We start from the raw sequence: 22,218 nt of genomic DNA, 5'->3' as shown, positions 1-22,218 counted from the left end.
GGAGGTCTTGATTTGAAGAAAAACAGTTATTTGACTGTCGCCGCAGTCGTGTTGATTTTAGTAGCTGCAACAGGCGGGTATTATTACTTCTTCATGAAAGAAAAATTACCCGTCATCGCGGAGCCGACACCATTTGAATTGACGAATGCAGTCGATGGGAAACAGTTTAGTTCGGAAGATGGAAAAGTCAAAGTACTGACGTTTTTCTACTCGAACTGTCCGGATATCTGTCCGTTGACGTTAAACGATTACCGTAAACTCGAAAAGCAGTTACGTGCGGAAGAGTTGTACGGAACAGATGTCGAACTGGTCGCGGTCACGGTCGATCCGAAAGTAGATACACAAAAAGTATTGAAAAAGTATGCTTCGAACTTTGAAGCAAATGCAGAAGGCTGGAAAGTGTTGACGGGAGATGATGTCGTCATTGATCGTCTGACACGCCAATTGAATTTCTATTATTCAAAAGCAGAAAGCGGCTTAGTCACACACGGTACGCAGATGTTCATACTCGACCGGGATAATAAAGTCCGGGCAATCTCTTCAATGGCAAAAACGACAGACGAACCGGTCGACTTAGAGGAAGTAATGACATCGGTCAAACAACTTGCGAAGGAGTGAATTCCGTGATGGAACAGCAGTATCAAGTAACGGGCGCAGTAACGGTCTCGGTTCAAGCGATTGAAGAACTTTTACTCTGTACAGTCCTTGATTTCGGTGCGACGGTAGCCCGGATCAAACGGTTATCCGGAGATTCGGTTTCGTTCAGCTTGAAAGTCCAGGTCGACGCCACACGGCTTCCGGACTTGTATCACTATTTGCGTGAACAAGTAAACATCCAATTAGGGGAAGATGTGTTGGACTATCTTCAGTTGGTAGCCAAGTAACCGGGACTCCTCGATTTCAGTGGGATATCCGTAAAAAGTAAAGGAGGCACTTTCTCGATTCGTGAGGAGGTGCCTCCTTTTTAGATAATTGTTACGCAATAAAAAAATCAAAATCCACGAAAGGTGAATTTTGATTCGTTGAGTGCTTATTTTTCGAGTGTTTCAAGCAATGCAGTTAAGCGGCGCTCGCAGTCTTTGACGATCTCAGGAGGGAACTCCTCATCGTATTCGACGCCGTGCGGATAGTAATGTTTACCGAGTAACGGTGTCAACATCCGAACGACTGCTTGACGGTCTTCGATCTCACCTTGGATGGCATAGACCGGAATACGGAGGTAAAATACCTCGCCCGTCGATTGTTTTTCGTATTTCATGTCATACATGGCACGCTCATAATCCCATTGTCCTTCGCGGACGAAACGGTGATGCGCCATAATCGTTTCGAGTAACCCGAACTTCATTTCCTTATTTTCGATTCCGAACTGTTCAAACTTCATGTGTGAATCCCCCTATACCCCAGTTTGCTAGTGTACACTAGTCTTTCCAAGCTATCATACCATAATGAAACTACCGATAAAGAAAAAGTTGTGAAGTCAATTTGAAGAATTCATGAACTTCCGTATTTTCGCTCAACGTATTCAAGAATCGTATCCGGTGCATGGATGCCGAGGTGATTTAATCCTTCTCCGCCGAAGAAAACGTTAAATTCAAGCACATAAATATGACCGTCTCGGAAAATGAGATCAAATCCGGCATGATCGATATCGAGTTGCTTGGCGAGAGTCAGCACAAAATCAAGTGCCTCCTGTGGAATGTTCTCGAAATCAAGGACACCCCCTTGAGCGACGTTATTCAAAAACTCGGTACCGCCGACCCGCCAATAAGCAGCGAGAACCTGATCGCCGACGACGACGACACGTAAATCCTTTTCATTCGGAATATATTCCTGTACATAAAACGTATCATGTTGCGCCACGTATTTATCCCAGTCTGCGTCATTTTTGATCAGATGGACGCCTTGACCCATGGAACTGCGGACGGTCTTGGCGACGAACGGAAAACTGAACTGATCGAGCACACGGGAAATCGTGAATTCGTTTTTTCCGTAAATTTCTGTCCGGGGAATATTGTCGGGAATAACGGTTTTGAAAATCCGTGTCATTTCGATTTTATCGTGCCCTAAATGGAATGTTGCCGCTGACGGGAAAATCGGTTTTTTCATTCCGTAGATAATAGAATGGATCTGCCAATATTCCGGAAACAAGATAACATCTGCCTGGGCGATTTTATTTAATGAATCAAAATGATAATCCGACTTCGCATGCTCGGTTTTGATACCAATCGTCCGGAACATGTTAAATGATAAAAATTGCATACAATTCATTCCTTCCTTCTGAACAAATTATACACAATTCAGCGTGCTAGGAGCGAGATAAATGTTATGATATGATGGTTAAGTTAAGGAGGAGATTCGTTGTGATTTATTCAGATAAAACAATCGACCTCATCAACGCAGCGGAAGACCTTGCATACTCTCTCTCGCAAAGCGAAACAGGTCAAGCATATAGATTAGCAAAACAGGCACGTGCAAACTCAAGACAAGCACAGGACGTCATTCGTGATTTTAACCGCATTAAGGAAGAATACGAATTGGTGCAACGATTTGGCCGGTATCATCCGGACTATCAAACCATCACAAAAAAAGTGCATGAAATTAAACGTGCGCTTGATTTACAGGAAGAAGTCGCACAGTTTAAGAAGGCGGAGAAGCAATTGGAAACGCTCCTCGGACAAGTCAGTCTCGTCCTGGCCGGACAAGTCTCTCCTCAAATCAAAGTACCGACCGGAAATCCATTTTTCGATCAGGGATGCGCAGGCGGGTGTTCGACTGGCGGAAGCTGCAGCTGTAGCGGTTAAGAACGACACAAGGGAGGAACGGTGTGTGATCAAGGATCGAATCGGACTTATCGTCTATGTCAATGCGTTGAAGGCCTCACGTCAATTGCGTCGGTTCGGAAATGTCTATTTCACTTCAAAACGGGAACGGTACGTTTTCTTATACGTTGATTTGGAACGGCATGAACAGATAGTTGAACGGATTACGGAACTGCCGTTTGTCGAGAGCGTCATTCGATCAGAACGGCCGTTCATCAGCGAAACGTATGCGAATAAAAAAGGTAAGATACAAGAAGAAGTCTAACAGGTAGAGCGATGAGGTCATCCTCGTCGCTCTTTTTTGAAAGGATGAGAAGGCATGCGGGTCATATCAGGAGAACGAAAAGGTACACGAATCAAAGCGGTTCCGGGAGATCAGACACGACCGACGACAGATAAAGTCAAGGAGTCCTTATTCAATGTCATCGGACCGTATTTTGACGGAGGGAAGGCGCTTGATTTATTTGCGGGAAGCGGCGGTCTCGGAATCGAAGCTTTATCCCGGGGATGCGATGAAGCTGTTTTTGTCGATCAACATTTTAAAGCGGTTCAAACGATTAAAGAAAATTTACAAACAACACGTTTGACGGAGCGGAGCCGTGTCTTAAAAAAAGACGTGACGGTAGCCTTGGCGGAACTGGCGGGCGAATCGCCCTTTAAATTGATTTTTCTCGACCCCCCGTATGCGAAGGAACAACTCGCAGAGCAAGTGGCCTACATAGAGCAACATGACATGCTGACGGACAACGGCGTTATTGTTTGTGAACATGGATCAGAAACGGAGTTACCGGATGTCATCGGCCGTTTGCAGGTCATCAGACGGCTGCAGTATTCTACGGTCATCTCGATTACATTGTATGAATTTACAGAACTGGAGGAACGAGCATGAAACGAATCGCTATCTGTCCCGGGAGTTTTGATCCCATCACGAACGGGCATCTTGATATCATTGAACGGGCAGCGCCGATTTTTGACGAAATCATCGTTGCCGTATTAAACAATTCCTCCAAGCAACCGTTGTTTTCAGTTCAGGAACGAATGGAGCTGATTTCAGAAGTGACGGAACATTTACCCCATATCAAAGTCGATGCTTTTAACGGGCTACTTGTTGATTATGCTTCGACGGTCGGAGCGGATGTCATCGTCCGTGGCTTGCGCGCCGTGTCGGATTTCGAGTATGAGATGCAAGTCGCGTCCATCAATAAAAAAATGAATGATCAAATCGAGACGTTATTTATGATGACGAACAACCAGTATTCATTTTTAAGTTCATCAATCGTCAAGGAAGCAGCCAAATACGGAGCATCGGTTGCCGGTCTCGTGCCTCCTGCCGTCGAAGAAGCATTACGTCATAAATACAGCGAAGGAGAATTAAGATGAAGGCTTGGAAACCGGCACTGGCTGCTGTTCTCGCAGCGATGATTGCTTTTTTTGTTCCGCTTCCGTATTTCATTTCCTATCCTGGGGACGCGACATCGACAGAGCAACTGATTGACGTCAAAGGGGCGACAAAAGAACCGGGTGACCTGATGATGCTGACGATTGCCCAGCGGCGGGCGACACCCTATTTTCTCGTAGAGAGCCTGTTTCTGCCGTTTGCGGACCGTTCGAGCGTCAGTGACTATCTATATGACGGCGAGTCGGATACGCAGTATGAGAAACGTCAGAAGCTTTACATGGAAGAAGCCCAACATAACGCGACGATTGAAGGGTATGAACTTGCAGGGAAAAAAGCGACGGTCGATTTCAAGGGGATTTATGTCTCGGGAATCATTCCGGATGGTCCGGCAGATGGGAAGTTAAAAGCCGGGGATCAGATTACGACGGTTGGCGATAAAGCGATTACTTCGTTGAGCAGTTTCATGAAAACGATCAGCAGCAAAAAAGCAGGAACGAAAGTAAAGCTGACATACCTACGAAACAAAAAACAACGACAGACGAACATTACCGTCAGTCAGCTGACAAAGGGATCGGAGCGGGTCGGACTGGGAATTTATGAGCCGCTTCCGATATCTTCCGTAAAGACAGATCCGGAAGTCGATTTTAACGTCAAGGATGTCGGCGGTCCATCGGCCGGAATGATGTTCACGCTCGAAATTTATGATCAACTGACGAAAGGCGATTTAGCCAAAGGATATAAAATTGCCGGAACCGGTACGATTGAAGAGGGCGGAAAAGTCGGTCCGATCGGCGGAGCGTGGCAAAAAGTTGTCGCGGCAGACGAAGCCGATGCAGAAATCATGTTTGTCCCGGCGGGTGAAAATTACAAAGAAGCAAAACCGTCAATCCAAAAAATCGAGACGAGTATGAAACTCGTCCCGATCAAGACAGTGGAAGATGCACTAGATTATTTGGAAACACTGCCGGCAAAATGAGCGAAGCGGCGATGTTCTTCAAGCCTGTCATAACGAGCCAAGGGCACAGCGTATGCTGCTGTGACTTGGCTTTCTTTGATGAGCCAGGGATGTTTCTCGAATGTCGAGATGACCGGGATACGCTGTTTGATTTCACGTAAGGCGAGACGCCCGTTGTCATTGAAGGCCAATGGGCGGACGTAGTCGATCCGGTCGAAGGCAATGTTTTCGAACTCGTGTGATTTAGTGGACGTCAACAGGTAGATCAGAACACGTTGCAGGCTGGTCCGGGTGTAACGACGTGTTTTAACAGCCGTCATGAAGTTGTCGAACGTCTCGTTTTTACGTGCTCCTTCAATCAGGCGCGGGGCCAATGAGGAATCAATCCCGTTAAATTGCATTAAATCATCGAGAGGGGTTGTCAGAAGGCGGTGGCGGATAAAAGGATAGTAGGGCTCGAATGAAGCAAAGACCGCATTCCGCAGCGTCTCAGCGGTCAGTTCCGGTAAACCGATCAATGAGTGATGCGTTGCGTGATAAGCACGGATTGCCGTGGCACTCATGATGTCACCGGTGGAAAGATCATGGTAGCCGCTCCCAATGCGTTTTGTCGTGTGCAAGGTGATCGTCGAGGCAGCCCGGGCGTAATAATATCCGAGTGTATTATTTGGTGTCGTCAAGTCCAGTGTCGTCGTCATCTCCCGGAATGCATGACTGGCGGCTGTTGCAGACGATAATCCACGGGCTAACCCTTCCTGCATCAGTTCTTGATAACGCGGAGTCGCTTCCTGATTTTCGGCAGCAGCCTCGATGAACGGCTCCAATTGACCGCATTCACTCCCGAACGATAAACTTTCCGCACCGATCGTCTCGGCAATCGTGACTCCCCCGAGGGCGAACCGGTCGGCCCGTTGGACGGCGAAATAAAACGGAAGTTCGAGGACGAGATCGATTTCGCCGCTCGCGACAGCCGCCTGCGCCCGGGTCCATTTGTCTGTAAAAGCCGGTTCACCGCGCTGTGTGAACGTTCCGCTCATGATAGCGACAATCAAATCAGCGCCTGTTTCTTGACGTGCGATTTTTGCTTGATAAAGGTGTCCGTTGTGAAACGGATTGTACTCAGAAATAATTGCAGTCATTCTCATGAAACTTTCTCCTTTGCAAACCGAATTAAGTGCGGTAATATGGATGAAGACGTCCAAAAGTGTTCGTTCTCTAGCGATTTCAGTGTAAAGAAAAAACATTGACAAAACAAGATGTCCTCTCTATAATTCATATTGTTGCAATTGAGGTGATTCGGATGAAATGGTCCCTGATGCAATTGAATAAATTGCGCAATCTGGGTCAACTTCAGGTTAACGAGACGATTGAGCTTCCTGAGCTTATCGCCCTCCATCCGGATATCCGGGCGGTGCAACCTGTGCACGTTCGTGCAAATGCATCGTTTACATCGAATCAATTAATATTCAATCTCCGGATTACAGGTGAAATGACGCTTCCGGATGCCCGGACGCTGAGTGACGTCGCGTACCCGTTCGAGATTGAATCCATCGAGTCGTTCCTGCTCGAAGTTGATGCTGTTCCGAGTGATTCGGATGACATCAACTTACCGAACGGGAATACGGTTGATCTTCAACCACTCGTGCAAGAATTGATTTTACTTCATGTGCCAGTGCAAGTGCATGGGGATGATGAAGAAAATCAGTTGGTTCAAGGGGAAGGCTGGACGGTTCTCTCTGAAGAAGCGCCAGAAGAAGCTGAACCAAAAATTGATCCGCGACTTGCGGGTCTCGCTCAGTTCTTTAAAAAAGATCAGGATTCCTAATCTTTTCATAAAAAGACGAGTGTATTTTTTCAAGGAGGTGGACAACGATGGCAGTACCATTCCGCAGAACGTCGAAAACACGCAAACGTCTTCGCCGTACTCATTTCAAACTCCGTGTACCAGGTATGGTCGAGTGCCCAAACTGTGGTGAAATGAAACTTTCACACCGCGTTTGTAAAGCATGTGGCTCGTACAAAGGTAAAGAAATCGTCAGCAAGTAAGCTGAATGATCGGTATAAAAGCGACCCTAGAATCGAGCAATCGGTTTGACAGGTCGCTTTTTTTGATGAAAGAAGGAGCGTGGACAGATGAGTCAAGTAGGAATCATCGGTGCTGGATCGATTGGATTATTAATCGCATCCTACCTTGCAGAACAGCACAGTGTGACACTCTATACGAGACAAACGACAGGGCATGAAATCAAGATTATCCGGGATAATCAAGTCAGCCGACCTGTAGAGGTGCGGCCGCTTGAACAATTCGAGTCACAAGACTTGGTGTTCGTGACGACAAAGTCGTATGATATAAAAAGTGTGATGCCTTATCTGACGAACGGAAAGATGCCGGTCATGTTCTTACAGAACGGGATGGGGCATGTGAAAGAAGCGGAGCAAGTACCGCAGGCGTTGTTCGGGATCGTCGAGCATGGTGCCATGAGAACGGGACAATATGCGGTCCGACATACCGGAATGGGACGGATCCGCTACGGGCGGGTACCCGTCGCGATGCTCGAGGCGACACCGTTGCAGTTTGAGTATGTTCCGGACATCGCGCAGGTCATGTTAACGAAATTATTCATGAACGCCGTCATCAATCCATTAACTGCCTATTACCGGATTACGAACGGTCAATTACTGGAAGCACCTTACGCTGAAAAGGCACACGGTATTTTTGAAGAGTTGCGGAACGTCTTTCCGGAGCATCCGATCAGCTATGAAGAAATCGAACAGGTCATCAGACGAACCGCGCTGAATCGTTCGTCGATGCTTCAAGATATAGAGCAGGGAAGACAAACGGAAATTGAGCCGATTGTCGGTTTTGTCCTGGAACACGCGGTGAATCCGACACCCTTACTGACTTTTTATTTTAATCAGATTAAATCTCAGGAAAAAAGAGGGGATTCGATGTGACGTGGTTTATTATTTTTCCAATCTTCAGCTTAGTTAGCTTATACCTTATTTTTTTGATGGTCTTTCGCCAACACGGAAAAGCAGTCCGGTTGGCGCTTGATTTAGGTACATTCATCGTATTGTATGGAATTCACGTCGCCTTGATTGCCCTGACCGGTCAAAATTATTTAGGGTGGCTGTTAATCGCCGTCCTCTTGATTTTTGCAGTCAATGCCTTATGGCAACGGATCAAAAAGGTGGATGTGGATTATATACAGATGATTCGACACAGTTGGCGGATTACGATCTTGATTGCTCTTCCGGTTCAGTTGACGCTGTTTGGAATCGGAATTCAACAACTGTTCATTCATTGATTTTGTCAGAAAGAAGGGATTTTGTTTGAAGGTACAATCATTTGACGCCTTGTATGATGAAGATTCATTGATGCAGAAAGCTTCCCGTCAAGAATTTTCGAAATACGTTGATCATATTGGAACAGAAGGAATGCAGGCAAGAAGCGGCCTGTTGCAAGAAAGGCAGTATCCGCATCTGAATGCGCTTGTCGATGAATTGATGCGGCAAAACCCCCGGCTGAACGACAGCCTGAAGGAACGTCTTGAACTGTTGCGGACAGGTGAGGCGCAAGTCGTGATCACCGGTCAGCAAACGGGAATCTTCGGCGGTCCGATGTATGCCGTTTATAAATTGCTGACCTGTCTAAAGGTTGCGCGCCAAACGGAAGAACTGCTGAATCGTCCGGTTCTCCCGATTTTCTGGCTCGCAACCGAAGACCATGATTTTGATGAAATCAATCATCTGATTGTACCGACACATGATTTCCGGACACGGAAACTGGCAATCCAGGCACCGGATTCGATTTCGCGTTCCGTCAGTCGGCTGGCATTTGACCAGACGGCCGTCAATGAAATCGTTCGTCAGGCACTATGTACCGAACAGGAAACACCGTATACAAAAGAGTTACTGGCACTGTCGGACCGGTTAATCGAATCGAGTACGACATACGGAGAGTTTTTTGCTTCGTTCCTGGGAGAACTTGTCGATCACGATATCATCTTTTTTGATGCAGATACGGAAGCAGTCCGCCAGCTTGAAATTCCGTTTTTCGAACGACTGATTCAGGACAATGCTGAAATCCGGCAAGCGTTATCGAAAGGCATCCAAGAAACAACCGAATTGCCGGATACCTTTTTAAACGAAGAAGCAGCCCATCTGTTTGTGGAGGACATCGGACGTGATTTATTGTATCCGGGACAAGATTTTGTGACGAAACAAGGGAAGACCTATACGGAGCTTGAGCTGTTGGCATTACTGTATGCAAGTCCGGAACGTTTTTCAAACAGTGTCGTCACACGTCCGTTGATGCAGGATTACTTATTCCCGACACTTGCTTACATCGGAGGACCGGGAGAAATTGCATACTGGACAAGATTACGCCCGTTGTTCCATCATTTCGATTGGACGATGCCGGTGCTGATCCCACGGATGGGAGCCGTCATGTTACAGGCACGGGACGAGAAAGGACTTCGGCGTCATGGTCTGAGTCTCGAACAAGTGCTTCATACAGGCGTGCCGCTCGCACCATTTGACGCGGCGGCAATAAAACGGCATTTGCATGACGCAACCCTCTTAGGAACAGTCCTGGTCGAGGAAGTCACGCGGATCGAACAACAGGAGTTGCGTACGACGGCTGTCGCAACGAAACTGAACAAACAGCTTCAACTTGCCGTAGAGACGATCGTCGATCAAAAGCGGCGTCTCCATGAACAGGCGAATCGTTCGGACCGCGCCTTGCAGTATCAGTTGGCACCCGATCATGCACCGCAGGAACGGATTCATTCGATATTGCCTTGGCTGAACCGATACGGTTTGAATTTAGTTCAGACCTTACGGATGCACTATGAACAAACCGAGGCGGAACAATTGAAAATTATGCTCTAAACCTGCGAAATAAGCAGGTTTTTTTGTTTTTTTAACGAAAGATACACAAAAGTTCAAAAAATCAAGGAAACTGTCTCATTTTCGTAACGTTTTCAAGAAAGAATATGATACATTGAAAAAGAGTAACGTCCAGTTTGGACAGTGAAAGGTGAGGCAGCACATGTTTGAGCATGAAACAGTATTAAAATGGGAGTCCATTAAAGGGCTGAATATCAAACCTGACGGGATTTATGTCGATTGTACGTTGGGTGGAGCAGGACACAGTGAAGAAATCGTCAAGCAGTTGACGACAGGACATCTGTACGCGTTTGATCAGGACGATGTCGCACTGGCACATGCAGCAGAACGTCTCGCGGCGTATGAAGGTCGCTTTACTTTAATAAAAAGTAATTTCGTACATTTAAAAGAGGAATTAGAAGCACGATCCGTAACAAAAGTGGACGGGATTTTATTTGATCTCGGCGTATCTTCTCCACAACTAGACGAAGGCGAACGTGGATTCAGCTACAACTTTGACGCCCGACTGGATATGCGAATGGACCAAACGTCACCGCTGTCTGCGTATGAAGTCGTCAATGAGTGGCCGTATAACGATCTTGTTCGGATTTTGTTTACATATGGGGAAGAAAAGTTCTCCAAACAGATTGCCCGCAAGATTGAGAAGGCACGTGAGATTGCACCGATTGAAACGACATTTGAACTGGTCGAGTTAATCAAAGATGCGATTCCGGCACCAGCCCGCCGTAAAGGAGGGCATCCGGCCAAGCGGACGTTCCAAGCGATCCGGATTGCCGTCAATGACGAACTGAATGTTTTTGATCGAGCCGTGTATCAGGCGATTGATTTACTCGCTGTCGGTGGGCGCTTATGCGTCATCACTTTCCATTCGCTCGAAGACCGGATGTGTAAGCAAGCATTCAAAGAAAAGTCATCTTTACCTGAGCTTCCGCAAGGATTGCCGATGATCCCAAAAGAATTTGAACCAGAACTGCGTCTGGTGACAAGAAAACCGATTACAGCAGGAGACGATGAACTCGATGATAATCGCCGGTCACGCTCCGCCAAATTACGAATTGTTGAAAAAATGAAGGAAAGTTGAGAGGAGCATTCAAATGGCAGAACCACTTCGTAAACCGATGCAATCCATGGAACCTGTTCGGCAGCAACCTATCCAAGAACCACGTAAGACGGAAGATATCGCACGTCGTGTTGCGGTTCGTCCAAAATATCGTTTGTATCCATTTGAAAAGTTTTTGTACAGTGCGATGATTGGCGGAATTGTCCTCTTTGGCAGTGTGACGATTGGTGCTCATAACGAAGCTTACAATGTCAGTCGCGATCTCGCGAAAGAAAACCAAGTGACGCAAGAGATGAAAAAAGAGAATGAACGTCTTCAACTTGAAGTGACCAACTTAAGCTCTCCAGAACGCATTTACAAGATTGCGAAAGAACAAGGTCTTGATATGCGAAAAGGGAACATTAAGGTGATTCCTAAATGAATCCACTATCTAAATCCCGACGGAGAGTAGCCTTTGTCATGTTGATATTTGCTGCTCTCTTTTTGGTGTTCATTTCACGCTTTTTATACTTATCGACGACAAAAAAATTCCACGGAGAAGACATGTTGGTCTACGCGGAAAAAAAACGTTGGGAGTCGCAATCGACATTATCGGCAGAACGTGGAGAAATCTTTGACCGGCTCGGTTCACCGATTGCGATCAACATCCCGTCCTATCACTTAGTGGCAATCTACCGGTTGGGCGGAGTGAAGGATCCGGACGAGACAGTGGTCGATTTCAAGAAAACAGCGACCGGACTGGCGCCGATTTTAGGCATGTCGGTGAAAGAGCTGGAAACGTATCTGATTGAAAATAAAGATCGGTCTCAAATCGAATTCGGTAAAAAAGGGAATGACTTGACGGTTGATCAGAAAGAACAGATCGATCGGTTGAAGTTGCCCGGAATTCGATTAATCGAGGAACCGAAACGCTATTATCCGAACGGGATTTTCCTGTCGGATACGCTAGGATTCGTCCAAAAAATTACAGAAGATAACGGGCGGGTTGTCTTAAAAGGACAGATGGGCATCGAAAAACAATACGATGAGGCCTTACGTGAATCGTTTGGCTCCCGTGTCTTTGAAAAAGATCGCAGTGGCGGAGAGTTGGTTCAAGGTACGTCAAAAATCTCAAATGAGCCGAAAGACGGATCCAATCTGTATCTGACGATTGATCACCGGATTCAGCAGGCGCTTGAGAAGCAGATGCAGAAGATGAACAACGAATACAAACCGAAAAATGCGACCGGAATCGTCATGGACGCCAAAACAGGTGAAATTTTGGCAATGACGGATCGTCCGTCATTTAACCCGAATTTACGTGATATGACGGATTTTACGAACTTTGCCGTCTCGTCTCGATTTGAACCCGGATCGACGATGAAGATTTTCACGTTGGCTGCTGCCATCGATGCAGGGGTCTTCCGTCCGAACGAACCTTATAAATCAGGAAGTTACAATTACAAGGGGACCGTCATTAAAGACTACAATGATGTCGGCTGGGGAACGATTCCGATGATTGAAGGGGTTTATCACTCCTCAAATGTCATGTTCTCGATTCTGACGGCTGAAAAGCTTGGAATCGAGCGCTATAAAGACTATTTCAAGAAGTTTCATTTCGATCAAAAAACGGGTATAGATATCTCGGGTGAAGTAAACAGTCAATCTGATCTGTCAAAACCGCTGAATACGCTGATTACATCGTGGGGACAATCGACGGCGGTAACGCCGATGCAAATTCTCCAAGGGGCGACAGCGATTGCCGGAGACGGTGAAATGGTCAAACCGCATATTATCCAAAAAGCGGACCATACGGACAAAGCGCCGTATAAAGCCAAGACAGAAGTAGTCGGAAAACCGATTTCCGCGGAAGCGGCAAAAGCGACCCGGGAAGCACTGGACGGTGTCGTCAACAGTAAAATCGGAACCGGACAGATGTACAAGCTGAAAGATTACCGTGTCATCGGGAAAACAGGGACGGCCCAGATTTCCGAGAACGGGAAATACATCCAAGGGCAGTTCATCCACTCCTTTATCGGAATGGCGCCAAAGGATGATCCGGAATTGATCATGTATATCGCGGTCGATCGGCCGTCGAAAAATGAATCGTCGGTTTCCGGTCCAAGCATCATGAGTCCTGTCTTCAAAAGTGTTATGAATACAGCATTACAGTATCGAAGCATTAAACCGGCGACTCAAAAAGAGTCGGTGGATGTCAAAGCGAAAATCATTCCGAGCTACATCGGGAAAAGTATGAATCAGGCGGAAGAGATGGCGAAAGAGCAAGGTGCCGTACCGGTCGTGTTAGGTGACGGGGTCGAAGTCGTCTCCCAAATTCCGACCCGCGGACAGGAATTCGTCAGCGGGGAACGTGTCCTCTTCAAAACAGGACGGACGTTTAAGATGCCTGATATCACCGGGTGGTCACAACGGGATGTCAAAAAGCTTGTCAGTCTCTATAATTTAAAGTTAGACGTGATTGGTAAAGGTTTTGTAACCAAACAATCGGCGCGAACTGGTACACTAGTGAAAGAAAATGGAAAGCTGACGGTGGAACTCGCTGAACCAAAAGAGTAAGAAACAGCGGTCTCCTGATTTCTGCAGTGAAACGAGGACGGACCGGAGTCATTCGTTGACTTCTGTTCGTCCTCGTTTTCTGTAATCGAGTGGAGGAAATAGTGATGGTGACAATTGCACAGATTGCCCAGTGGCTGGGCCTAGAAGAAACCGATACACGGGCTTTAAGAAATTTTGCGACAGATTCAAGAAGTATGCTGACAGAAGGATTGTATATCCCGATCCAGGGAGCACGCGTCGACGGACATACGTTCATCGAGGGAGCAGTTGCTCAAGGGGCCATCGCCACGTTGTGGAAAAAAGGTATTCCGCTTCCGGAGATGGACATCACGGTGCTTGAAGTCGAAGATCCGTTACAAGCGTTACAAATCATCGCCAAACGGTACTTACAACAAGTGGCCCCGAAAGTTATCGCGATTACAGGATCAAACGGCAAGACCTCAACAAAAGATATGATTGAGAGTGTTTTGAAACAGTCGTTCCGGACACATAAAACGGCAGGGAACTTCAATTCAGATATCGGAATGCCATTGACGATTTTGATGATGCCGATCGAGACGGAAGTCGCTGTTCTTGAAATGGGAATGAACGGGTTTGGAGATATCGAGCTGTTATCGAATCTTGCCGAACCGGATATTGCACTCGTGACGAACATTGGGGAGTCCCATGCCGAGCAAGTCGGCGGACGAACTGGAATCGCCCAGGCCAAACTGGAGATTCGCTCAGGATTAAAACCGAACGGTCATCTCTTCGTAGATGGCGACGAGCCGTTGTTAGGAGAAGTGCCGGCTGAACGGATCGGATATCATGCGACCAATACGTACGTCATCGAACAGGCGGAAGCGACGTTCATCGGAACGACGTTTAAATTTGACGGGACGACGTTCAGCATACCGGTCCTCGGTAAACATCAAGTCCGGAATGCAGCATACGCGATTGCGACAGCAAAAGCACTGGGACTTACCGATGACGTCATCCAGGCAGGATTGAATGACGTACAATTGACACCGATGCGGATGGAACGTTTAATGTACGGGCAAACGGCAATCATCAACGATGCCTATAATGCCAGTCCGACATCGATGAATGCGGCGATTGAAACGATTGCAACGCTCGACGGATTTACGAATAAGGTCGTTGTCCTCGGGGATATGTATGAACTGGGTCAACAGGAACGTCTGTTGCATGCCTCTGTCGGGAAGAAGATTGCACTTCCTGTATCCCATGCTATCCTTGTAGGGGGGAAAGGGCGTTATATTGCGGATGGAATTGCAGATCCGACCGTCCAAGTCCAATTTGCGGACACGGTCGAAGAGGCAGCGCGTCTGCTCCAACCTTTGCTCGGCCAGCAAACCGTTATTTTGCTGAAAGCGTCGCGTGGACTGGCACTGGAACAAATTTTTACATTTCTAAATGAAACTTAATCCTTAAAAGTAGGTGTTTGCAATGATCACATTATTCATCAGTTTAATTATTGCGTTTTTGGTTGTCGTCCTCGTGATGCCAAAAGCGATTCCTTTTTTACACAGTCTTAAATTCGGTCAAGAGATTCGCGAAGAAGGTCCGGATTGGCACCAAGTGAAATCCGGGACGCCGACAATGGGTGGAATCGTCATATTGCTGGCGATGATCGGCAGCCTGCTTGTGCTCTTAGTGATGGGAGATCTGGACCGGAGCCATCTGTCGTTATTGTTCTTGACGCTTGCTTACGGAGCGATCGGTTTTATCGATGACTATATCAAAGTCGTTAAAAAACGTAATCTTGGTTTAAACTCAAAACAAAAATTAATCGGACAAATTGTCGTCGGTCTTTTGTTTGTCTGGTTGAGCGGCGGATTTTCGAGTCAAGCTACGTACCTGGCGATTCCTTTTACGACATGGTCGATTGACTTCGGTATTCTGTATCCGCTCGTCGCGTTATTCTGGCTCGTCGGATTCTCGAATGCGGTCAATCTGACGGACGGACTGGACGGACTCGTATCCTTTACGGCGATTCCGACATTCCTGTTCTTTGGTCTTTACGGTTGGTTTATCGCGGATGAGCCGGGGGTTGCCTTGTTTGCCTTTTCAGCTGTCGGTGCGTTGATCGGATTCCTTGTGTTTAATGTCTATCCAGCTAAAATCTTCATGGGCGATACGGGATCACTGGCTTTAGGAGCGGCGCTTGCCGGTTTATCGATCTTATTGAAACTGGAATTACTGTTAGTACTGATCGGCATTGTATTCGTTGTCGAGACATTATCGGTCATCCTGCAGGTTATTTCCTTCAAGACGACAGGAAAACGGATCTTTAAAATGAGTCCGATTCACCACCATTTCGAAATGGTCGGGTGGAGTGAGTGGCGTATCGTCGGAACATTTGCTTCGATTAGCTTAATCGTGGCGTTAATTGCCTATCTGTTCGTGTAATTGAAATTCGTGGTCAAGAAAGTGAGCGATTTAATGATGAAGAGTTCTGAGCTGGAGAAGAAAAAAGTATTGGTCCTTGGGACTGCGAAAAGCGGAATTGCGGCAGCGACCTATCTTGTGAAGGCAGGCGCTGTCGTGACGGTGAACGATGGTGGGACGCCTTCGGAAAATGACGTCCAAATGCTTGAATCCTTGAAGGTCGAAACCCTCTTCGGAAGTCATCCGTTATCCTTGTTGGATGGAACAGACTTAATCGTAAAAAACCCGGGGATCCCTTATCAGATTCCATTGTTACAGAAAGCACTGGAGCTTGGCATCCCGGTTTGGACGGAAGTGGAATTGGCTTATCGTTCAACAAAAGCGGACTGGGTGGCGATTACAGGATCAAACGGCAAGACAACGACGACGACGCTCGTTCATGAACTATTAAAACGTGGATCAAAACGTGTTCATCTGGCGGGGAATATCGGTTTCCCGGCAGTTGAGGTTGCCCAGCAGGCAGAAGCAGGCGATGTCATCGTCATTGAGTTGTCCAGTTTTCAATTGATGGGCATCGAATCCTTCTGTCCAGTCAGTGCGGCGTTCCTGAACCTGTCGCCGGCTCATCTTGATTACCATGGGGATGTTACATCTTATGCGGCAGCCAAAGCACGAATCTTTTCAAACATGGATGAAGCCGGACGACTGGTCGTCAATGCGGATGACGAGGAAGTCATGCGCCTAAGCGAAACAGCAGTAGCCGAACGGTTGACGTTCTCACGTCGCCAAGATGCGTATGCACACATCGAAAACGATATGATTTTTGTCGGTCAGACAGAAATTCTCCCGGTCCGTGAGCTGGCGCTCGGCGGTGGTCATAACCTCGAAAACGTCCTGGCTGCCTTGACATTGATTGAACCGTTCGGGATTTCCCTGACAGCGATTCAAGACGTCTTGCGGACGTTTGGCGGAGTAGCACACCGGACAGAATACATCGGTGAGTTTGCCGGACGAGAGGTCTACAATGATTCAAAAGCCACGAACAATGTTGCAACGGAAGCAGCACTGTCCGGTTTTCAATCGTCTATCATTTGGATTTGCGGTGGACTCGAACGCGGTGCAGATTTAACACCGTTGAAAAGTGCGATGACCCATGTCAAACATGTCATCGGACTCGGGGAGACCGGTCAACGCTTCGCCGATTTAGCGACCGAGCAACAGATTGCTTCGACGGTGACACGTGAGATGGAAGAAGCCGTTGCCACGGCATTTGATGTCTCGAAACCCGGGGATATCATTTTGCTGTCTCCGGCATCGGCCAGTTGGGACCAATACAAAACGTACGAAGAACGCGGCGAACATTTCATCCGTTCTGTCCAAAAAGTAGGAGGAATGATGAAATGAGAATCGTAGTTTCAGGTGGAGGCACCGGTGGACATATCTATCCGGCGTTGGCGATGATTCGAGAAATTGAACGTCGGACGCCATGCGAAGTGTTGTACATCGGAACAGAGAATGGACTCGAAGCAGATATCGTCCGTCGAGCGGGTATTCCTTTCGAATCGATTGAAATTTCGGGGATCCGCCGTTCCTTATCGTTTGAAAACGTCAAGACCGGTTTCCGCTTTTTAAAAAGTGTTGTCCGCGTCCGGAAGCTTTTGCGCGACTTCCAACCGGATATCGTGGTCGGAACGGGTGGTTTCGTCTGCGGTCCGGTTTTATACACAGCAGCGAAGATGGGATATAAAACACTCGTCCATGAACAAAACAGTTTACCGGGAATCACGAATAAGTTCCTGGCGCGTTATGTTGACCGAGTGGCCTTGTCCTTTAAGGGATCTGGTCATCATTTCGGCAAAAATGAAGGGAAGACGATTTTAATCGGGAATCCCCGTGCTTCGGAAGTTGCGATGCTGCAGATTGATCCAGTCGAAGAAAAACAAAAATACGGTTTTGAAGAAGATCGTCCTCTGATTGTCGTTTACGGCGGCAGCCGGGGGGCACCAGCCATCAATAAAGCAGTCGTCGACATGATTCCCAAGCTGACAGAAACTGACTGGTCGTTATTGTTCGTCACGGGACAGGTGCACTACGAAGACATTCAGGCTCAGCTCGGCACATTACCCGACCGGATTCAATTGCGTCCGTTCATTTATGATCTGCCGTTAATTTTAAAAGCGAGTCAACTTGTCATCTCGCGTTCCGGTGCAAGTACGTTAGCTGAATTGACGACGCTCGGTTTGCCGAGTATCTTGATTCCAAGCCCGTACGTGACGGAAAATCATCAAGAAGTGAATGCTTCGTCACTCGTCGAGACAGGAGCCAGTCTGTTGATTCGGGAATCCGAGTTGACGGGAGACCGATTGTTCGACGCTTGTACGAAAGCAATTGCCGATCAAGCGGACATGTCAAAAGCGTCACTTGTGCTTGGTATGCCAAATGCGGCAAGTGATCTGGTCGATGAATTATTACGGTTGATTCAGCGAAAAAACTAAAGCATTGCAGGAATAGACCGATAAGGTACTGAAATTAAACATAATGGAGGGAGAGGCTTACGTGAAGGAACAACAACCGGCCAGACAGCCGAAGATGGATGCGACTGTCCGCAGCTTAGAAGATAAAATTCCATATGTCCGTGAGCAGCGTCGGAAAAAGGCGAACCGGCGTTTAATCTATGTCCTCATCCTGATCGGTCTATTGATTGGTGTCGTCTTCTATCTTCAATCGAGTTTCTCGCGTGTCGCGACATTTGATGTCACTGGCACCGTGAACGTCAAGAAGGAAGACATCATTCAAGCATCACGTATTAAGGTGAAGGAGACACATGCTTTCAATGTGTCGGAAGAAGCCGTGTTGGAACGGATTGAAGATGTTCCGGGTATTCGCGAAGCGACGATGAAAAAAACGTTTTTACACCATTATGAAGTGGATGTCGTCGAAGAAAAAGAAATCGCGTATGCCAAAGACAAACCGGGCGCCCGGATCGTCTTAGCGGACGGAACGATTATTCCCGGAAAGTCGAAGGAAGAATTGTTTGATGCACCGATTCTAACCGGATTTACGGATCAGTCCTTGGAACGTCTGACAAAGGAACTCGTTAAAATCGAGCCGAAAGTCCGGAGCCGGATTTCGGAAATCGTAGCCAATGACCAGACCGACAAAGGCGGATTAAAGTTATTCATGACGGACGGAAATACCGTCTTATTGAGTACATCGGCTTTTTCTAACTCGTTGAATGAATATGTCAAAGTGATTTCTGCATTGCCAAAAGGTAAAACAGGAACGATTACCATTGATGGTGGTATCTATTTCAAACCATATAAAGGTAAAAAATAGTAAATAACACCCTGTATTAGACGGGTTTGACAAACGTTTGTTTTCATTAGTAGGAAAGCGGACACATCGTCATCAAATCGTAATCTATTAGATGGGTAAGTTAGACAATAACTTCTTTTCGTGAGGTTTTTTATAGTGTAGACTTAAACGAGAAGAAGATTGTCTCGATTCCTGTAAATATAAACAGGAACGACAGGATTAGTATTATGAAAGTGGAGGTGTCACTCCCATGGAAACGAAAGGTACGATTGCCGCACTAGATATTGGGACATCGGAAGTGAAACTCATCGTCGGTGAACTTCTAGGTGGAACACTAAATGTCTTAGCGGAAGGGTCTGCACCATCTGCAGGCGTCAAGCGAGGTGTCATCGTCGACATCGATCAAACAGTAAATGCCATTAAACAAGCGGTTGCAGAAGTGGAGCGCACACTCGGTGAACCGATTGGTGAAGTATATGTAGCAATTTCCGGTGAGCACATCCAAGTCAAGGATTGCCAAGGGATGACATCAATCAAAGGGGAAGATAATGAAATCACGGATGATGATGTGAAGGATGTCCTTCATTCTGCCATGGTGATGCGGATTCCAAACGAATTGAGCGTTGTCGATGTTTTACCTAAAACGTTTACTGTCGATCAGCAGACGGAGATCACAGATCCACGTGGCATGATCGGTTATCGTCTAGAAGTGACAGGGAAGCTGATTATCGGAGCGAAGACGATTCTACATAGCATCAAACGTTCCATCGAACGAGCTGGGTTGGAACTTGCGGGGTATGTGCTGGAAAGTTTGGCCGTCTCACGAATTGCAGCTTCGATTGATGAATTGGAACTCGGTGTCGGAATCGTTGATATCGGACATGAAACGACCACTCTTTCAATTTACGAAAAAAATGATTTAGTGTACTCAACGACACTTTCGTATGGCGGAGATCATCTGACACGCGATTTGACGTATAAAATGAATTGTAAATACCAAGATGCAAAACTCGCCAAAGAAGAATATGGTGTCGCACTGGAAGCACTCGGAGACCCGGAAGAGAAAGTTTCCTACGTGACGATTAACGGAGAACACCGTTTCGAACCACAGACGGAGATCGGTTTTGTACTGGAAGCCCGTCTGGAAGAGATTTTTGAAATGATCCAGAAACGAATGACACAAGCCGGATATGCACAAATGAACAGCGGCATCATTCTTTGTGGCGGCAGTTCTTCCTTACCAGGAATTGACCAACTCGGTAAGCGGATCTTTAAACAAAGCGTGAACGTGTATCAACCATCCAGCTTAGGGATTCGTCATCCGAAGTATGCTGTCGCTGCCGGAATGTTACGCTACGTGCTGTCACGCAGTGCCGTTTCGAAGTCAGGGTTTGACCGGGCGGACGAAAAGGGAATAGCCGCACAAGGACGTGAGCAAGAAGAGTTACTTGCACACCCTTCCCAACCTTCAGTACGCGAAGAGCGACCACAGAAGGAACAGCCTCCAAAAGAGCGGAAGTCATTCAGCAGTTTCTTTGAGAAATTTTTCGGCTAAATAAAAAATTATCAGTAAAAAAATAGGGGGCCCCTTTTATGTTGCATTTTGATGAAATGATGGACCAAGTAGCTAAAATCAAAGTCATCGGAGTAGGTGGCGGTGGTTCAAACGCTGTCAACCGAATGATTGAACATGGTGTCCAAGGCGTAGAATTCATCGCTGTCAATACGGATGCACAAGCTCTAAACATGTCACAGGCGGATGTAAAACTTCAACTGGGAGCAAAACTGACACGTGGTCTTGGTGCCGGAGCAAATCCGGAAATCGGTAAGAAAGCTGCCGAAGAAAGCCGCGAACAGTTGACAGAAATTCTATCTGGTGCCGATATGGTTTTCGTAACAGCAGGAATGGGTGGCGGTACCGGAACAGGTGCAGCACCGGTCATCGCTGAAATTTCTAAAGAAATCGGTGCGTTGACAGTAGGTGTCGTCACAAAACCTTTCATGTTCGAAGGCCGCAAACGGATGCAACATGCTGTTTCAGGCGTGCAGAACTTTAAAGAAAAAGTCGATACACTCATCGTCATTCCGAATGATAAATTGCTTGAAATCGTCGATCGTAACACGCCGATGCTTGAAGCCTTTAAAGAAGCCGATAACGTGCTTCGTCAAGGTGTTCAAGGGATTACGGACTTAATCGCCGTTCCGGGTCTCATTAACTTGGACTTCGCGGATGTTAAAACGATCATGACGGAAAAAGGTTCAGCATTGATGGGTGTCGGTGTTGCAACGGGTGAACACCGTGCGACAGAAGCCGCGAAAAAAGCGATTTCGAGTCCATTGCTTGAAACATCGATCGAAGGTGCAAAAGGCGTCTTGATGAATATCACCGGTAGTGCGAACTTGAGCCTTTACGAAGTAACGGAAGCTGCTCAAATCGTTCAAAGCGCTGCGGACGAAGAAGTCAATTTAATCTTCGGATCAGTCATCAATGACAACTTGGAAGACGAAATCATTGTTACGGTCATCGCAACGGAATTCGAAAACGAGCCACTCGATTTTGAAATCCCGTCAGCACAAGAAATGATGAAAAACCTGCTCAAGAAAAAGCAGGCGTCGACACCATCACCAGTAGCTGAAGAACCTAAACCGCAAGTCGAAGAGACACCTATTAGCTCGAACCAAGAATCAGCAAAAGGGTCAGATGTCGAAGAGACGATGGATATTCCTTCTTTCCTTCGCCGGAATAATCGTTAATTCGATATTCCCGAGACACGACTGCTAGATCAAGAGGTGTCGCGTAAGCGACACCTCTTTT

Annotated in this window: 25 protein-coding genes; 22 read left to right on the top strand and 3 right to left on the bottom strand. The window is 47.0% G+C overall.

What is annotated here, in order from left to right:
- Positions 1–12: 12 nt before the first annotated feature.
- The gene (locus ABIC15_RS01250; RefSeq protein ID WP_354019536.1) at positions 13–618 is read left to right on the top strand and encodes an SCO family protein; all 606 of its coding nucleotides are present in this window, start codon (positions 13–15) and stop codon (positions 616–618) included.
- Between the two features lie 8 nt (positions 619–626).
- Positions 627–884: a hypothetical protein gene (locus ABIC15_RS01245; protein ID WP_012370851.1), complete on the top strand. Its 258-nt coding sequence runs from the start codon at positions 627–629 to the stop codon at positions 882–884.
- 146 nt (positions 885–1,030) lie between these two features.
- Here ABIC15_RS01245 and ABIC15_RS01240 read toward each other — a convergent pair whose 3' ends face one another.
- Together ABIC15_RS01240 and ABIC15_RS01235 are read right to left on the bottom strand one after the other, a co-directional pair.
- On the bottom strand, positions 1,031–1,381 hold the full coding sequence (locus ABIC15_RS01240) for a YugN family protein (protein WP_012370850.1): 351 nt from the start codon (positions 1,379–1,381) through the stop codon (positions 1,031–1,033).
- A gap of 110 nt (positions 1,382–1,491) precedes the next feature.
- Positions 1,492–2,259, bottom strand: coding sequence for an ATP-grasp domain-containing protein (locus ABIC15_RS01235; protein WP_234944529.1), 768 nt, complete (start codon positions 2,257–2,259; stop codon positions 1,492–1,494).
- A 101-nt stretch (positions 2,260–2,360) separates the two neighbouring features.
- On the opposite strand from ABIC15_RS01235, the gene ABIC15_RS01230 reads away from it, so the two are divergent.
- The 5 genes from ABIC15_RS01230 to ABIC15_RS01210 are packed head-to-tail and all read left to right on the top strand — an operon-like array spanning position 2,361 to position 5,194.
- Complete coding sequence (locus ABIC15_RS01230; RefSeq protein ID WP_012370848.1) at positions 2,361–2,801, top strand: YlbF/YmcA family competence regulator; 441 nt, start codon at positions 2,361–2,363, stop codon at positions 2,799–2,801.
- 25 nt (positions 2,802–2,826) lie between these two features.
- Complete coding sequence (locus tag ABIC15_RS01225) at positions 2,827–3,084, top strand: YlbG family protein (RefSeq protein ID WP_012370847.1); 258 nt, start codon at positions 2,827–2,829, stop codon at positions 3,082–3,084.
- A 54-nt stretch (positions 3,085–3,138) separates the two neighbouring features.
- Positions 3,139–3,708, top strand: coding sequence for a 16S rRNA (guanine(966)-N(2))-methyltransferase RsmD (gene rsmD / locus ABIC15_RS01220; protein WP_354019535.1), 570 nt, complete (start codon positions 3,139–3,141; stop codon positions 3,706–3,708).
- Complete coding sequence (gene coaD / locus ABIC15_RS01215; protein WP_012370845.1) at positions 3,705–4,199, top strand: pantetheine-phosphate adenylyltransferase; 495 nt, start codon at positions 3,705–3,707, stop codon at positions 4,197–4,199. Before rsmD ends, coaD begins: the two co-directional genes overlap by 4 nt.
- A complete protein-coding gene (locus ABIC15_RS01210; RefSeq protein ID WP_012370844.1) occupies positions 4,196–5,194 on the top strand; it encodes a SepM family pheromone-processing serine protease in 999 nt (332 codons plus the stop codon). Before coaD ends, ABIC15_RS01210 begins: the two co-directional genes overlap by 4 nt.
- Here ABIC15_RS01210 and ABIC15_RS01205 read toward each other — a convergent pair.
- Positions 5,167–6,318, bottom strand: coding sequence for a tRNA(Met) cytidine acetate ligase (locus ABIC15_RS01205; RefSeq protein WP_354019534.1), 1,152 nt, complete (start codon positions 6,316–6,318; stop codon positions 5,167–5,169). The genes ABIC15_RS01210 and ABIC15_RS01205 overlap by 28 nt on opposite strands.
- Positions 6,319–6,473: 155 nt before the next feature.
- Between ABIC15_RS01205 and ABIC15_RS01200 the strand changes: the two genes are divergently transcribed.
- The 15 genes from ABIC15_RS01200 (at position 6,474) to ftsZ (ending at position 22,157) form a co-directional block, all read left to right on the top strand.
- Positions 6,474–6,998: a YceD family protein gene (locus tag ABIC15_RS01200; RefSeq protein ID WP_012370842.1), complete on the top strand. Its 525-nt coding sequence runs from the start codon at positions 6,474–6,476 to the stop codon at positions 6,996–6,998.
- A gap of 47 nt (positions 6,999–7,045) precedes the next feature.
- Complete coding sequence (gene rpmF / locus ABIC15_RS01195) at positions 7,046–7,219, top strand: 50S ribosomal protein L32 (RefSeq protein WP_012370841.1); 174 nt, start codon at positions 7,046–7,048, stop codon at positions 7,217–7,219.
- Between the two features lie 87 nt (positions 7,220–7,306).
- On the top strand, positions 7,307–8,128 hold the full coding sequence (locus ABIC15_RS01190; protein ID WP_214848812.1) for a ketopantoate reductase family protein: 822 nt from the start codon (positions 7,307–7,309) through the stop codon (positions 8,126–8,128).
- Positions 8,125–8,481, top strand: coding sequence for a DUF3397 domain-containing protein (locus tag ABIC15_RS01185; protein WP_012370839.1), 357 nt, complete (start codon positions 8,125–8,127; stop codon positions 8,479–8,481). Before ABIC15_RS01190 ends, ABIC15_RS01185 begins: the two co-directional genes overlap by 4 nt.
- A 25-nt stretch (positions 8,482–8,506) precedes the next feature.
- Positions 8,507–10,066, top strand: coding sequence for a bacillithiol biosynthesis cysteine-adding enzyme BshC (bshC, locus tag ABIC15_RS01180; RefSeq protein WP_214763664.1), 1,560 nt, complete (start codon positions 8,507–8,509; stop codon positions 10,064–10,066).
- 160 nt (positions 10,067–10,226) lie between these two features.
- Positions 10,227–11,165 carry a 16S rRNA (cytosine(1402)-N(4))-methyltransferase RsmH gene (gene rsmH, locus ABIC15_RS01175; RefSeq protein WP_012370837.1) on the top strand — a complete coding sequence of 313 codons (939 nt, stop codon included), beginning with the start codon at positions 10,227–10,229 and terminating at the stop codon, positions 11,163–11,165.
- A gap of 13 nt (positions 11,166–11,178) precedes the next feature.
- Positions 11,179–11,565 carry a cell division protein FtsL gene (gene ftsL / locus ABIC15_RS01170; protein WP_012370836.1) on the top strand — a complete coding sequence of 129 codons (387 nt, stop codon included), beginning with the start codon at positions 11,179–11,181 and terminating at the stop codon, positions 11,563–11,565.
- Positions 11,562–13,700, top strand: coding sequence for a penicillin-binding protein (locus tag ABIC15_RS01165; RefSeq protein ID WP_354019533.1), 2,139 nt, complete (start codon positions 11,562–11,564; stop codon positions 13,698–13,700). The genes ftsL and ABIC15_RS01165 overlap by 4 nt, the downstream gene beginning before the upstream one ends.
- A gap of 104 nt (positions 13,701–13,804) precedes the next feature.
- The gene (locus ABIC15_RS01160; RefSeq protein ID WP_354019532.1) at positions 13,805–15,124 is read left to right on the top strand and encodes a UDP-N-acetylmuramoyl-tripeptide--D-alanyl-D-alanine ligase; all 1,320 of its coding nucleotides are present in this window, start codon (positions 13,805–13,807) and stop codon (positions 15,122–15,124) included.
- Positions 15,125–15,146: 22 nt separating this feature from the next.
- Positions 15,147–16,109, top strand: coding sequence for a phospho-N-acetylmuramoyl-pentapeptide-transferase (mraY, locus tag ABIC15_RS01155; RefSeq protein WP_012370833.1), 963 nt, complete (start codon positions 15,147–15,149; stop codon positions 16,107–16,109).
- Positions 16,110–16,142: 33 nt separating this feature from the next.
- Entirely contained in the window at positions 16,143–17,492 is a 1,350-nt protein-coding gene (gene murD, locus ABIC15_RS01150) for a UDP-N-acetylmuramoyl-L-alanine--D-glutamate ligase (RefSeq protein WP_354019531.1), read from the top strand.
- A complete protein-coding gene (murG, locus tag ABIC15_RS01145) occupies positions 17,489–18,583 on the top strand; it encodes an undecaprenyldiphospho-muramoylpentapeptide beta-N-acetylglucosaminyltransferase (protein WP_354019530.1) in 1,095 nt (364 codons plus the stop codon). The genes murD and murG overlap by 4 nt, the downstream gene beginning before the upstream one ends.
- 61 nt (positions 18,584–18,644) lie before the next feature.
- A complete protein-coding gene (locus tag ABIC15_RS01140; protein ID WP_012370830.1) occupies positions 18,645–19,424 on the top strand; it encodes a cell division protein FtsQ/DivIB in 780 nt (259 codons plus the stop codon).
- Positions 19,425–19,653: 229 nt separating this feature from the next.
- Entirely contained in the window at positions 19,654–20,958 is a 1,305-nt protein-coding gene (gene ftsA, locus ABIC15_RS01135; RefSeq protein ID WP_012370829.1) for a cell division protein FtsA, read from the top strand.
- A 38-nt stretch (positions 20,959–20,996) separates the two neighbouring features.
- The gene (ftsZ, locus tag ABIC15_RS01130; protein WP_012370828.1) at positions 20,997–22,157 is read left to right on the top strand and encodes a cell division protein FtsZ; all 1,161 of its coding nucleotides are present in this window, start codon (positions 20,997–20,999) and stop codon (positions 22,155–22,157) included.
- Positions 22,158–22,218: the final 61 nt, after the last annotated feature.

This window comes from Exiguobacterium sp. PvP048 (assembly GCF_040549175.1).
Taxonomy (GTDB): Bacteria; Bacillota; Bacilli; order Exiguobacteriales; family Exiguobacteriaceae; genus Exiguobacterium_A; species Exiguobacterium_A artemiae.
The sequence above is the reverse complement of the archived record's forward strand: the minus strand, read 5'-3'. Positions and strand labels throughout refer to the sequence as shown.